The following is a 12,958-nucleotide window of genomic DNA, read 5'->3' as shown; positions in this document are numbered from 1 at the left end:
CGCGTGACGCTACTTGGCGGCGTCGGTCTCCACGGTGACTTCGTCGTCCTCGCGGCCAGGGGTGCGCAGGTTCCAGTGCTTGATGACGAAGGAGAAGAGGAAGTAGTAGATCGCGGCGTAGCCCAGTCCTATGGGGATGAGCAGCCAGCCGTTCTGTGATTTGCCGAAGTTGAGGACGAAGTCGATCAGGCCTGCAGAGAACGTGAACCCGTGATGGATTCCCAGCGCGTTGACCAGCGCCATGGACGTTCCGGTCAGGGCGGCGTGGACGATGTAGAGCGGGAAGGCCACGAACATAAAGGAGTACTCAAGCGGTTCGGTGATGCCGGTGAAGAAAGCGGTCAGCGCGGTGGAGAGCATGATGCCGCCCACGATTTTCTTCTGCGAGGGCTTGGCGTGCCGCCAAATGGCAAGTGCTGCTGCAGGCAGGCCGAACATCATGATGGGGAAGAAACCGGTCATGAAGATGCCCGCGCTGGGGTCCCCGGCGAAGAAGCGGTTGAGGTCACCGCGGACCAGGTGGCCCGAGGCGTCGGTGTAGTCGCCGATAAGGAACCAAACGCCGGAGTTCAGGATGTGGTGCAGGCCGGCGGGGATCAGCATGCGGTTTGCGAAGCCGTAGATGCCGCCGCCGGCAACAGCGTTGCTGGCCACGGCCTGGCCCACCGCGGAAAGGCCGGCGTTGAAAAGGGGGTAGGCCAAGGCCAGGACGACGCCGGCTACCAGGCTGGAGACGGAGGTCAGGATGGGCACCAAGCGGCGGCCGCTGAAGAAGCCAAGGAAGTCCGGCAGTTTTGTGCGGTAGAACCGCTGCCACAGTGTGGCGGAGAGCAGGCCCACCACAATGCCGGCCAGGACGCCGTAGTTGATCATTGCTTGCTTTCCGGCCGGATCAACCTGTCCGGCCAGGACCAGCGGGGACATGGCCTTGAAGACGCCGTCGATCACCATGTAGCCCACGACGGCGGCCAAAGCAGTGGAACCATCGGCCTTCTTGGCCCAGCCGATGGCGATGCCCACTGCAAAAATGAGCGGCAGCCAAGTGAAAACGGCATTGCCGGCTGCGGAAATGACGGCGGCGCCGCCTTCAAATCCAGGGATGGCCCCAAGCAGGTCGGCCTGGCCAATGCGCAGCAGGATGCCTGCGGCGGGAAGAACAGCGATGGGCAGCATCAGGGTGCGGCCCAGGCGCTGCAGTGTGGCAAACGCCTTGTTTGGCTTCTTTTCGGGAGCCAAGGCGGCGGTCTCGGATGTTGACATGGTTGCACCTTTGCGGGTTCTGGTGGGGCTTGTAAAGGAGGGGTTCCAGCCGGTACTGTCTGGTTATGACCAGTTCAGTGTGATCCATCCCACGAGCGCCTGTCAAGGCAATGGGAAATTCTGCCGGGCCATTCAAAATGGCCGGTGGTGGAAGCCATAATTGGTCGCACTTGGGCCGCCGGCCCCGGTGAGGAAGCAGTGCTCCGAGCGGGCACCGTCAGAAAGGGCAGCCATGTCCAAAGCAGAAAAGATCATTGAAGGACTGGGCGGAGCCGGCAACATCGTGGAGATTGAAGCCTGCATTACCCGCCTTCGCACTGAGGTTAAGGATGGTTCCCTCGTGAACGAGGCCTCCCTGAAGGCCGCCGGAGCCCACGGCGTGCTGGCCTCCGGCACGGCTGTCCAAGTCATCGTTGGCCCCGAGGCCGACACCCTGGCCGAAGACATCGAGGACCTCCTCTAGTGGCACAGTCCCTGGTGGTGCTGGCACCCATCGCCGGTACCGTAGTTCCCCTTGCCGAAGTCCCCGACCCTGTTTTCGCCGGCCAGATGGTGGGTTCCGGCGCCGCAGTGGAACCGCCGGCAGGCGAGATGTTCGACGTCGTCTCCCCGGTCGCGGGAAAGGTGATCAAGCTGCTGCCACATGCCTTTGTAGTGGTTGAGTCCTCAGGGCGCGGTGTGCTCACCCATGTGGGCATCGACACGGTCAAGCTCAAAGGCGATGGCTTTAAGCTGCTGATTGCCCAAGGCGACACTGTCGACGCCGGCGCTGCCGTCATGCGCGTCGATCCCACCGCCGCCCTCGCGGCCGGTTACTCGATGGTGAGTCCCGTCGTCGTCCTCGACACGAAGCCGGACGTGGCAACGCTCACTGGAGCCGGCACTGTCACCGCCGGCCAGGAGCTGTTCTCGCTGGACTAGGGGTTTGTTTCTAGAGCCGGACTTCCATGTTCAGGGAGTAGCGGTCGGAGCGGTACCACGAGCGGGAATGTTCGATGGCAAGGGGCCCTGAATAGGACACCCGGTCGAAGGCCAGCACCGGCGCCCCTGTGCCGGTTCCGAGGAGCGCCCCCACATCCGCGGGGGCGCCCTCGGACCTCACGCTCTGCCGGGCCCTGTCGATCTGGTGCCCGAACTGCGCGGCGAGGGCTTTGTAAACCGAGCCTGTCAGGTCGATATCCAGAAGTCCGCGGGCATGCTCGGGGTTGTACCAGGCGTCATCCACGCTGACCGGCCGGCCGTCTGCAAGGCGGAGGCGCTTCAAGTGGATGGCCTCTGAGCTCGGTGGCAGGCTGAGCGCCTCGGCCGTATCCGTGGGGGCAGTGCCCGCCTCGGCCACCAGCACCACCGTGCTGGGCACGTGTCCCATCGCCTCCATTTCCTGCGTGAACGAGGCCAGGTGGAGCGTTGACTGCACTGCGGAATCCGCCACGAAGGTACCCTTCGCCGGAACCCGGACCAGGTGCCCCTCATTGACCAGGCGGCCGATGGCAGCGCGGACTGTGATGCGGCTTACACCGTAAGAGTCCATGAGCGTCCGCTCGCTGGGAAGCCGGGCTCCGGGCTCCAGTTCCTCTTTGGCGAGCTTGAGTATGATCAGCCGCAGCTGCTCGTGCTTGGGGACCTGGGTGTTATTGATGGCCATGGCCGCCGCTCCGGCGGCGCCCCTTGATATGGCGGACAATTGAGGCCCCTCCTGCTGCTGGATCAGTCCGGTACGGACCACCTGCTTGGATTATTCCATAGGCGGGGGCTGTCGGCGCCGCCAGGCCACCTTTGTTGCCGGGCCGGGCGTCAGCCCACCATCGGGGCATTCCCCCGCCTGACCTGCGGCCACCCCAGCCATCACGCCTGTTTTGAAACCGTTCTGTTATTTCCGTCCCCGCCCATCACCCTTTACGCTTAGAACTACTAAGCATGCTGTCTATTTCGGAGGTTGATCCTGATGCGAAAAGTTTCTGCGCTTGGAGTGGTGACTGCGGCGATGCTGGCCTTGGCCGGCTGCACGGGAGGAGGCGGCGGTACTGCCACCCCGTCAAGCACGACCACATCCGCGACCCCTTCCCCCACCCAGACCGCGAACGCCAAGGCGTATTCGGAGGATGAGCTCCGCAACCTCATCTCGGGCAAGAAGGACGCCGGCGGGAACGAACTCAAGCTCTACTCCAAGGAACAGGTTGACCAGGGCGGTAACATCGCCAACCTGCTGATGAGCACGGCAACCATTGATCCCAAGGACTGCAAGGACATTGCCACCGCCGGCCTGCTGGACAAGGTGGAAAGCGGCGACGTGGCCGTGGCGCTCTCCGAAGGCAACCAGCCGCGCACGCTGTCCGCCCAGTCCGGCAGCGAGGGCACGGACGCCGTCAAGACGCTGAGCGACATCAGCGGCAAGATGAACCAGTGCGCCAAATTCTCGGTCTCCGCGCTGGGCCAGAAGTACGACGTTTCCAGCCAGGAGCTGAAGGCGGACACTGACGCTGAAATGACCTTCGCCACGGTCAGCACCCGCAGCGGCGACGACCAGCAGAAGCTGATGCAGGTTTCCGCTGCCGAAGGCCGCCTTTTGGTGGTTGCCACCAAGAGCGGCACGGACCTGGGCGACCAGGACCAGAAGGAGCTTGAGGACCTCATCAACGACGTGTTGAAGAAGGCTGAAAGCAGCGCGACCTCCAGCGCCACCGCCAACAGTTCCGCCGGTGCGGCAAGCACATCCTCGCCGAGCAGCTCGGCCTCGTCCACTGCCTCGTCCACCTCGTCGGCGACGATGTCCTCCGGCAGCGGCTCCTCGTCGTCGGCCTCTCCCACGGCATCGCGGTAGCGGCACCCACTCCGCAACGTTTGAAAGGGGCGGGCCAGGACATAACTGTCCTGGCCCGCCCCTTTCTTTAAGAACAAGGCGTCTAGCCGGATAATGCGGGGTCTGTATCCACGCCGACGGTGGCCAGCCGCGAGAACAGCTCCGCCATCAACTGCTCTTTCGGGACGGAGGCGTCCACCTTCACGAACCCCGCGTACTCCGGCAGTTCCCGGTACCCCGCGTGGAACGCTGCGAGATCGCCAAGGCTCTCGGAATCAGTTCCGCGCGAAACGATGCGGCGGTGTGCCTCGGCGGGCTCGATGGCCAGGTGGAAGACGGCGTCCGGCTGCAGCAGGCGGGCCAGCAGCCAAGGCAGGAACCGCCCGCGCGGCAGTCCATTGGCGGAACGCAGCGCCAGCTGGCAGTGCAGGTGCCGGTCCATGACCACCAGGCCGTCGAAGCGGCCGGCGCGCAGGTGCGAGACCAGGACGTTGCCCACCCGGAGGGCGGTCTCGACGGCGTCAGCCGGTTTGGCGGGCAGGCGCACTCCCAGCCTGGCGGCCAGCAGGGACATGACCCGCCGACCCGCATGGTTGCTCAGGAGCAGCGCCCTGCCGCCCTGCGCCCGCACCGACGAGACCAAGGCGCGGGCCGCCGTCGACTTTCCCGATCCGTCGATTCCCGTCAGCACAATGATCATCCGGCCTCCTTCCGCCGCTCCGTTTAACGCCGCGGGCGCGCACAACGTCCCGGGTAAGCCGTAATTCACAGCTGGGAGACAGGATCAGGGGAGACGGGCGGAAATAAAGGGAACAGCCAAGCGGCCCGCCAGCAGATGCTGACGGGCCGCCCGGTTATGAAAGAAGAACTACATGATGCCGGTGGGCACCAGCAATGCCCAGGCCAGGGCGGGGGCTACCAGCACCACGCCGCCTGCGTAGAACATCAGCTGCTTGTAGACGCGCTGCCGGTCGTCGTCGCGCGCGTTGGCCACAACCAGCGCACCGTCCGTGGAGAAGGGGGAGACGTCGACGACGGTGGCGGCGATGGCCAGGGCGGCCACGGTTCCGGAGGCGCTGAGCGAGCTGGTGGCCAGGAGAGGGCCGGCCAGCGGGATGAACGCGGTGAGCAGGGCGGTGGACGACGCGAAGGCGGAGCCAACACCGATCACGTAGCAGAGGACCAGCGCGATCAGCAGCGGAGCGCCCAGGGCCAGTGCCTGCTCGGCCAGGGTGTCGATAACGCCCACGTGCTGCAGCAGGGACACGTAGGTGATCATGCCGGCCACCAGCAGGACGGTGGACCAGGAGATGCCACCGATGAAGGTCTTGTGTTCCTTGATGTTGATGAAGGCGAGCAGCAGGCCGGCGGAGAGGGCCACGAAGCCGATGGGCATGTGGAAGCCGAGGGTGCACACCAGCATTGCCGCGATCAGCGCCAGCGTCAGGATCTGCTGGCCGTGCGGGCGGCCGGTGGAGGACGTATCGATGTCCATGTGCTGCCCGCTGCCGTCGCGCAGCTTGCCGATCAGGGCGAACAGGACGATGGTCAGCACCGACAGGATCAGGTTCAGGGCGAAGCTGGCGATGAACAAGCCACCCTGGGAAATCGGGAAGTCATTCTTCACCGCGATGTCGTGGACCAGTACGCCGGCCACGGACAGTGGGGAGAAGCCACCGGCATGTGCACCGTTGATGATGAAGGCGCCCATGACCACTGGGTGGATGCGCGATTCGTACGCGAATCCAATGGCGGCCGGTGCCAGCAGTGCGATGGCGGCGGGGGAGAACGTTCCGAGCGAGGTCAATGCGGCGGCGATCAGGAAGAACACCCACGGCAGCAGCAGCGTCTTGCCGCGGACCATACGCACGCAGCCCTTGACGATGATGTCGATGGTGCCGTTCCGCTGGGCCATGCTGAAGAAGTACGTCACGCCGATGATGGTCAGGACGATGCTGGCAGGGAACTCTTCAAGGATCTGCTTATCGGACATCCCCAGCATGAAATAGCCGACGCCGAAGGACGCCACGAGCCCCATCACGCCGATGTTCAACGGCCATTTGGTGGCCACGACGAACATCACCACGAGGATCACCAGCGGGATGATCTGGACAGCGGTCATGGTCGGCTCCGGGTCCGTGGCGGCTCCCTGGTTGAAGATGCCGCCGACAACGAGGGCGATCACACCCAGGATGGCCAGGCCGGCCACCACCCACAGCAGGATACGACGACGCCGGGAGGAAGCGCGCGAGGGGCGCCCATCCAGCGTTTCCGGTACAGGCGCTGCCTTGGGCTGCGCGCTTTGGGTTAGTACGTCTTTGGTCTGCGTTTCTTCTGTTTGGGCAGTCTTGGTCATGACGGTCTCCTCAGAGGGTAGCGCCCGCGAGGGCTGCAGCGGCGGCGCTGCCGGAGACCTCGGGGAGATGGATGATGGTGGTGGCAATGGTGCGGGCCGTGCGGTCGACGCCGACGAGCAGGCTTCCGTCGTGGGCTTCGGTCCACGTCTCGATCACCCCGGCCGGGGTGCGGAGGCGCAGCGTGGCGCCAAGGGAGTCGCCAGCAAAGGCGTGCAGTATGGTTCCCGGCGTCCGGGCGGCCAGTGTCAGGGCGATGCTCCCGGTGATGGCCAGCGCGGGGTGCGGCTTGCCCATCGAAAGCATCATGACGTTGACATCGCAGTCCGGGTCCCTGTCAACGGGAGGTCCGACGACGGCGAGCTTGGGGATGGCGCGGGCCGCACCGGCGATGGTGGGAGCCAGCCCCATCCGCACGGCTGCCTGCCGCCGGATCTGTTCCAGGACGTCGAGTTGTTGTTCGATGCCGGACTGCCAGGTTTCGTAGCGGGACGGGTCCAGCCCGAGTTCAGAAGCCTGGACCATCACCACCGGGGCTCCGGCATCCACCATGGAGACTGTCCAACGCGTCCCGCCGGCAGTAATGGTGTCGGTTGCGGCACCGGTCGGCAGCAGGGCTCCGGTGGTCTTCCCGGCGGGGTCCTGGAAACCCAGGCCCACCAGGTGGCCCGCAAACGGTACGCCGGGCATGTGGGCAGACGGTACGTCCGGCAGTTCCCCGGACGGAGTGGCCACACGCTGGACGATGATCTGTCCGGTGTTCGTGTTCCTCGTGACAACGCGGGTGACGTCGCCGACGGGAACCACCCACCCCTTCTCGATGGCGTACAGGCCGACTACTGCCGAGCAGTTTCCGCAGTTGCTGCCCCAATCAACGGTGGCCTCTTCTATGCCTACCTGCGCAAAGGTGAACTCGATATCCACGCCCTCCCCCGCGGGCCGATGCAGGATCACGGCCTTGCTGGTGGTGGACGTGGCCCCGCCCACGCCGTCAATCTGCCGGGAGTCGGGACTCCCGTACAGCCGCGGCAGCAGCACATCCAGGCTGGCGCCGCCCTCCTGAAGGTGCCCGGCCTCGAAGACCCAGCACTTGCTGGTGCCCCCGCGCATCCATTCCGCTTCAAACCTCATTGTCGTCCCACATCTCCTTGTGCCTGATCTTCGTTGTGGCGCCTGAATCGAGAATGAGCCAGATCACAAGTTAAGACAATGTTCAATAGTTGAAGAGGTCTGTAGTATTGCTTCAATCACTTGAAATATACGGTGAACGGAGTGGCAGTGTGTGCCCTCGCGGCTGGAAAAGTCCGGCAACGAACAGCTTTTACGCGGGCCACTTCAGCCAATGAATCGAATCCTCAGAAGGGTTAAGCGTTGCTTCACGAAGAAGAGGACAATTTATTCGACATCCGGCGGCTCGCCCTGCTGCTGGAGGTGGTGGAGCAGGGCTCCATCACCGCGGCAGCCGAGCTGAAGATGTACAGCCCGTCGGCTGTGTCCCAGCAGCTCCGGAAGCTGGAGCAGGAGGTGGGCCAGCCGTTGTTGAACCGCCGTTCCCGTGGCGTGGTGCCCACCGAAGCAGGACAGATGCTGGCCGGCCACGCACGCAAGATCGTGCGCCAGATGCGGGCGGCGCAGTCCGACCTGAACCAGCTGGCTGGACTGAACCGCGGATCCCTGACTGTAGGTACCTTTCCAACGCTGGCGGGATCCTTCCTGCCCCTCGTCATCCGCGCCTTCAAGAAGCGTTACCCCGCAATCGGCCTGTCCCTCCGCAGCGCCCGCTTCGACGAACTCGTAGCGGACCTCGAATCCGGGGTTACCGGGCTGTGCCTGCTCTGGGACTACCCCTGGAATCCCTTTCACGACGAGGCCATCCGCGTCACGGAAGTCTTCCGTGAGAGCACGGTTGTCCTGGTGGCCCGGGGACACCGGCTGGCGGACCGGGAGGAGGTCAGCATGGAGGATCTTCGCACCGAGTCGTGGATTGTGCGGGCGGAGGCGCACCCGGTAGTGGAGGTGCTTCAGCGCTCCGCCCATGACGCCGGTTTCGAACCGGTGATTGCGTTCCAGGCGAACGATTACCAGGAGGCCCAGGCGATGGTGAGCGTCGGGATGGGGGTGGCCATGGTCCCCAAGACTGCGGTGGCACTGCAGCATCCCGACGTGCGGGTACTGAGCCTGGGCGAGGCTGCACCGCTGCGCAGGGTGCTGCTGGCGCAGCGGCAGGACAAGGTGTACGCCCCGGCGGAGGTTGCCTTCCACTCAACCCTGCTGGAAATCGCGCGGGAACGGGCCGGCGACTACCTGTAGACCGTAGGCTGGAAGCCGGCGGGGTTACCCGGCCGGTTGCACAGCAGTTCCCAGGTGAAAGGCAGGACCATGACCGTTTCCAGCGACGATCCCCAGAACACCGCAGACCTTCGCGGACCGGGCGACCCGGACGAGGCCAGGAGCGAAGCCAAAGAGGCGCCGCAGGCCGGCATGCACCCGGAACAGCCGGGTGCATCGAACATCCGGGAGGAACAGCAGGCACACGCTGCGGGCACGGTCCCGGCCTCATACGTGGGCGGCGAAGAAGCGGCCCGGGAGCCCGAGCCGGAAGACGCGCTTAAGGAGCCCGGCACGTGGGATGACGAAGTCTGACGGATGATCACCCGCGCCGACGTTGACCAGGCCGCACAGCGGACCGCGGGCCTCATCCGCAGGACCCCCGTCATGGAGGCGGACCCGGGCGCCGTCAAGGGCCAGGTCTGGTTCAAATGCGAATTCATGCAGCACACGGGCACGTTCAAGGCACGCGGCGCACTCAACCGGATCCTGGCCAGCAAGGAGCGGGGCGAATTGCGGGCGGACGTGGGCGTTGTGGTGGCGTCCGGCGGAAACGCTGGCCTGGCCAACGCCTATGCGGCCAGGCAGCTCGGGGTGCCCGCAACCGTCTTCGTGCCGGAAGCAGCTCCGCCAGTCAAAGTGAGCAAACTGAAGGCCATCGGCGCCACCGTGATCCAGGGCGGTGCAGAGTACGCGGCCGCCTACCAGGCCGCCGTCGTGCACGCGGAGGAGACCGGCGCCATCTACTGCCATGCCTATGACCAGCCGGAAATCGCCGCGGGTGCCGGGACCGTTGGCTCCGAGTTACTGGAACAGGTGCCGGACGTGGGCACCGTGTTGGTGGCCGTGGGCGGCGGGGGGCTGATGGCGGGAGTAGCTGCCGCGGTCGAAGGCTTTGCCAAAGTCGTGGCCGTTGAGCCCGAAACGGCCCCCACCCTGCACGCTGCCCTGGCGGCGGGGGAACCGGTGGACGTAGCGGTATCGGGAGTGGCGGCGGACTCCCTGGGTGCCCGGCGCATAGGCGACATTGGATTCTCCGTGGCGGTCCGCTGCGGCGTCGAAAGCGTCCTGGTGACCGACGAACAGATCATTGCCGCGCGTTCCGCGCTGTGGAACGACTACCGGATAGTGGTGGAGCACGGCGCCGCAGCTGCCTACGCCGCGCTGACCTCCGGCGCCTACGTGCCGCGGAAGGATGAACGCGTTGCGGTCATCCTGTGCGGCGCCAACACGGATCCGGCCACGCTGTAGGCACGGACGCGAAAAGGGGACCGGCCGCCTGTCCGCAGGCGGCTGGTCCCCTTTGTAAACGGATTGTTTAGCCGCCGGCCTGGCCGCAGAACTTGCTGTACGTGCTGCCTGCCTCCTGGTAGCCGGACTGGAGATCGGCCAGCTTGTCCTTGTCCGGGTTTTCCTTGGCCTGCTCGTCCGTGTACGCAAGGATCGAGGCCAGGGCGGGCTTGAGATCGTCCGAGGCAACCGCGTGGATGGGGCGGATCTGGTTGGCGAGGTTGTTCATGCCCGTCTTGCCGGCGTTGTTGGCGGGGTTCGACACAACGGCCTGGATCCGCTCGCAGGTTTCAGCGGTGGACAGTTGGTGCGTGGCGGAGCAGGCCGTGGCGGAAGCAACGAGGCCGGCGGCAAACAGGGCTGTGGCGAATTTCTTCATGGGTCCCTCAGTAGTGGTCAGAGGTTTCGATTGTAAGCAGATTGGGTAGCCCCATGCCTTCGCAAGCCCAATACCGGCGCTTAAACTGGCAGCACCAATCGTGCGGAGCTTCCGCAGATGGGCCCCGCGCGCATCGACCCAGACTAAGGAACCAGCATGCGCCAAACAGTACGCCGCCGTGCCGCCGCCGGGCTCGTGGCCTCATTTTCATTGCTTCTTCCCACCGCCCTTCCGGCGCTGGCCGCCCCGGATCCCAGGGAGATAGTGCTCGACGGCGCAACCTCCGCTGAGGGCATCGCGGCAGGGGAAGGCAAGACTTTCTACGCAGGTGAACTCACTACCGGTGACATTTTCCGCGGCGATATCCGCAAGGGCACTGTCACCCGCTTCATCGACGCTCCCGCCGGCCGCGCCGCCGTGGGGATGAAGGCCGATCCCTGCAACGGGTTGCTGTTTGTGGCAGGGGGAGCCACCGGCAAGGCGTTCGTTTACAGCACCGAAACCGGCAAGCCCGTTGCCGACTTCCAGCTGGGCAAAGGGTTCATCAACGACGTCACCCTCACCGGCGATGGAGCCTGGTTCACCAATTCAGCGGCGGCGGAACTCTACTTCCTGCCCGTGGGCGAACACGGCGAGCTGGGCAAGGTGGAGACCCTTAAGCTGAGCGGCCCGGCGGCAGAGCTCACGCAGGGATTCAACCTCAACGGCATCGCCGCCTCCGAGGACGGCAAAGTGCTGATCGTGGCCCACTCCATGAACGGAGCCCTGTACACGGTCAACCCCAAGACCGGGGAAAGCACCGCGATCAAGGGCGCCAGCGTACCGTTTGTGGACGGCATCCTGGTGCGCGGCGACAACGTATGGGCGGTCCAGAACCAGCTGAACCAGATAACGCGCCTGGATCTTTCCAGTGACCTGTCCTCCGCCGAGGTCAGGAACATCATCAAGAGCGGCGCATTCAATATCCCCACCACCGTGGCCCTGTTCGGGGAGGGCACCCTCGCTGCGGTCAATGCCCAGTTCAACCAGCCGCCGAGCCCGTTCGAAGTGGTGCTGGTACCCGCCTGGAAGTAGTGCCGAAAACACAAAACTGGCTGGCAGTGGGAACTGCCAGCCAGTTTGGGGTGGGACGAAAGTTTTGAGTGGGACGGATCAGACGGTCCGTGGCGCCTTGGCCAGGTTGTCCTTCAGCTCCAGGGCGTTCTGCCGCTTCACGTAGGCGGGGCGGTCCCGCTCGACGCGCCAGCTCTCGGACAGCGGCCCGACGTCCACGGTGTCGAAGCCGAATTCGTCGTAGAGGCGGGTCACCAGCTCCGCGGCTTCGGGGTAATTGCTGGCGGTGGCCAGCGCACGCCGGTTTTCGGTGCCGGCCGGAGTTCCGTCGGTGGTGATGTCCTTGGCCATGATGTGGTTGAAGCCCTTGGCCACCTTGGACTGGGGCAGGTGCTCCTGCAGCAGGCCCGAGGTGGTTGCTTCACCATTGTCCAGGGCGGGGATCCTGCCGTCCCGCTCCCAGTAGTAGTTGTTGGTGTCAATCACAATCTTGCCCGCGAGCGGCTCCACGGGAACGTCCTTGTAGTTCTTGAATGGCACCGTGACCACGGCGAAGTCCCCGGCGGCTGCCGCTTCAGCTGCCGTTGCCGCCCGGGCGTTGGGGCCCAGCTCGGAAACCAGGTCCTGGAGGGTTTGCGGGCCCCGGGAGTTGCTGATGACTACGTCGTAGCCCAGTTCCACGGCCTTCCGTGCAACCTGGCTTCCAATATGTCCTGCACCGATGATTCCGATTGTTGTCATATGGGCGCCAACGCAGGTCCCCGCGCAGATATTTCAGCCGCCTGCGGGGAATAAATGCCCGGCCGCCTGCCTACTTTCCCAGGTAGCGGCCGGGCCGGTGGTTCAGGGCAATGATCAGGTTCAGGAGAGTGGCGCCGGCGGCGGACAGCAGCACCATCAGCGGCGTCACGAGGATGAGCGATGCCAGGACGATGGCTACGTCCAGCACCATCTGCACATACCCGGCCCGCCATTTCAGCTTTTCCTGCAGCAGAAGGGCCAGGATGTTGAAACCGCCCAGGCTGGACTGGTGCCGGAACAGGATCAGGAGGCCGACGCCGGCGAGCAGATTTCCGCCCAGCACGCCGTACGCCGGGTCGATATGCAGGGACCCCAGGGCTGCAGGGTGCAGGCTGGCCATCACCGAGACAAGGGCGATGGCGGCGCCGGTGCGGAGGGCGAAGTTCCAGCCCTTCTTCCACACCGCCAGGGCGAAGAACGGAAGGTTCACCGTAAAGAAGAGGACGCCGAACGGCAGCGGGGCCGAATAGCTGAGCAGCAGCGCCAAGCCGGCGGTACCGCCGGTCACCGCCCCGCTGGATTTGAGCAGGAACAGTCCCAGCGACGCGGCGAACGCCCCCGTCCCGATGCCCAGGACGTCCTCAACCATGGAATGACGGACGGCCGACGGCGGCGCTGAAGGTGCCGCCGTCGGCCCTTCCATATGCGGGGCGGGGGCAGCAGGGGTTGCGGCAGCAGGTGCTTCTGTGGAGG

General features: G+C 65.1%; 15 protein-coding genes. 7 read left to right on the top strand and 8 right to left on the bottom strand.

Annotated features, from left to right (window positions below; all coding sequences use genetic code 11):
- Positions 1 to 9 precede the first annotated feature (9 nt).
- The gene (locus tag FBY36_RS06360) at positions 10 to 1,260 is read right to left on the bottom strand and encodes a PTS transporter subunit EIIC (protein ID WP_142117853.1); all 1,251 of its coding nucleotides are present in this window, start codon (positions 1,258 to 1,260) and stop codon (positions 10 to 12) included.
- Positions 1,261 to 1,492: 232 nt separating this feature from the next.
- Here FBY36_RS06360 and FBY36_RS06355 point away from each other — a divergent pair, with 232 nt between their 5' ends.
- Complete coding sequence (locus FBY36_RS06355; protein WP_050053469.1) at positions 1,493 to 1,723, top strand: glucose PTS transporter subunit EIIB; 231 nt, start codon at positions 1,493 to 1,495, stop codon at positions 1,721 to 1,723.
- A complete protein-coding gene (locus FBY36_RS06350) occupies positions 1,723 to 2,181 on the top strand; it encodes a PTS sugar transporter subunit IIA (RefSeq protein WP_142117851.1) in 459 nt (152 codons plus the stop codon). Before FBY36_RS06355 ends, FBY36_RS06350 begins: the two co-directional genes overlap by 1 nt.
- Positions 2,182 to 2,191: 10 nt before the next feature.
- On the opposite strand, the gene FBY36_RS06345 is transcribed toward FBY36_RS06350, so the two are convergent.
- Positions 2,192 to 2,944 (bottom strand): GntR family transcriptional regulator, encoded by a 753-nt coding sequence (locus FBY36_RS06345; RefSeq protein WP_142117849.1) that lies wholly within the window; start codon positions 2,942 to 2,944, stop codon positions 2,192 to 2,194.
- Positions 2,945 to 3,205: 261 nt separating this feature from the next.
- On the opposite strand from FBY36_RS06345, the gene FBY36_RS06340 reads away from it, so the two are divergent.
- Positions 3,206 to 4,081 (top strand): hypothetical protein, encoded by an 876-nt coding sequence (locus FBY36_RS06340; protein WP_235008740.1) that lies wholly within the window; start codon positions 3,206 to 3,208, stop codon positions 4,079 to 4,081.
- A gap of 82 nt (positions 4,082 to 4,163) precedes the next feature.
- Here the strand turns inward: FBY36_RS06340 and FBY36_RS06335 are convergent, their stop codons facing one another.
- The 3 genes from FBY36_RS06335 to FBY36_RS06325 form a co-directional block, all read right to left on the bottom strand.
- On the bottom strand, positions 4,164 to 4,760 hold the full coding sequence (locus FBY36_RS06335) for an AAA family ATPase (RefSeq protein ID WP_142117847.1): 597 nt from the start codon (positions 4,758 to 4,760) through the stop codon (positions 4,164 to 4,166).
- A gap of 168 nt (positions 4,761 to 4,928) precedes the next feature.
- Positions 4,929 to 6,416, bottom strand: coding sequence for an SLC13 family permease (locus FBY36_RS06330; RefSeq protein WP_442858232.1), 1,488 nt, complete (start codon positions 6,414 to 6,416; stop codon positions 4,929 to 4,931).
- A gap of 10 nt (positions 6,417 to 6,426) precedes the next feature.
- Positions 6,427 to 7,545: a PrpF domain-containing protein gene (locus FBY36_RS06325; protein ID WP_142117845.1), complete on the bottom strand. Its 1,119-nt coding sequence runs from the start codon at positions 7,543 to 7,545 to the stop codon at positions 6,427 to 6,429.
- 240 nt (positions 7,546 to 7,785) lie between these two features.
- On the opposite strand from FBY36_RS06325, the gene FBY36_RS06320 reads away from it, so the two are divergent.
- The 3 genes from FBY36_RS06320 to FBY36_RS06310 all read left to right on the top strand — a co-directional run bounded on the left by FBY36_RS06320 (position 7,786) and on the right by FBY36_RS06310 (position 9,993).
- Complete coding sequence (locus tag FBY36_RS06320; RefSeq protein WP_142117843.1) at positions 7,786 to 8,724, top strand: LysR family transcriptional regulator; 939 nt, start codon at positions 7,786 to 7,788, stop codon at positions 8,722 to 8,724.
- A 69-nt stretch (positions 8,725 to 8,793) separates the two neighbouring features.
- Positions 8,794 to 9,057 (top strand): hypothetical protein, encoded by a 264-nt coding sequence (locus FBY36_RS06315; protein WP_142117841.1) that lies wholly within the window; start codon positions 8,794 to 8,796, stop codon positions 9,055 to 9,057.
- A 3-nt stretch (positions 9,058 to 9,060) separates the two neighbouring features.
- Positions 9,061 to 9,993, top strand: a complete 933-nt coding sequence (locus FBY36_RS06310; RefSeq protein WP_142117839.1) for a threonine/serine dehydratase — start codon at positions 9,061 to 9,063, stop codon at positions 9,991 to 9,993.
- A gap of 67 nt (positions 9,994 to 10,060) precedes the next feature.
- Here FBY36_RS06310 and FBY36_RS06305 read toward each other — a convergent pair whose 3' ends face one another.
- The gene (locus tag FBY36_RS06305; protein WP_018770711.1) at positions 10,061 to 10,411 is read right to left on the bottom strand and encodes a hypothetical protein; all 351 of its coding nucleotides are present in this window, start codon (positions 10,409 to 10,411) and stop codon (positions 10,061 to 10,063) included.
- A 156-nt stretch (positions 10,412 to 10,567) separates the two neighbouring features.
- On the opposite strand from FBY36_RS06305, the gene FBY36_RS06300 reads away from it, so the two are divergent.
- Complete coding sequence (locus FBY36_RS06300) at positions 10,568 to 11,485, top strand: hypothetical protein (protein WP_142117837.1); 918 nt, start codon at positions 10,568 to 10,570, stop codon at positions 11,483 to 11,485.
- Between the two features lie 78 nt (positions 11,486 to 11,563).
- On the opposite strand, the gene FBY36_RS06295 is transcribed toward FBY36_RS06300, so the two are convergent.
- Positions 11,564 to 12,205 (bottom strand): NADPH-dependent F420 reductase, encoded by a 642-nt coding sequence (locus FBY36_RS06295; RefSeq protein WP_142117835.1) that lies wholly within the window; start codon positions 12,203 to 12,205, stop codon positions 11,564 to 11,566.
- 70 nt (positions 12,206 to 12,275) lie between these two features.
- Positions 12,276 to 12,908, bottom strand: coding sequence for a YitT family protein (locus tag FBY36_RS06290; RefSeq protein ID WP_142117833.1), 633 nt, complete (start codon positions 12,906 to 12,908; stop codon positions 12,276 to 12,278).
- Positions 12,909 to 12,958 lie beyond the last annotated feature (50 nt).

The organism is Arthrobacter sp. SLBN-122 (assembly GCF_006715165.1).
Classification (GTDB): domain Bacteria; phylum Actinomycetota; class Actinomycetes; order Actinomycetales; family Micrococcaceae; genus Arthrobacter.
The sequence above is the reverse complement of the archived record's forward strand: the minus strand, read 5'-3'. Positions and strand labels throughout refer to the sequence as shown.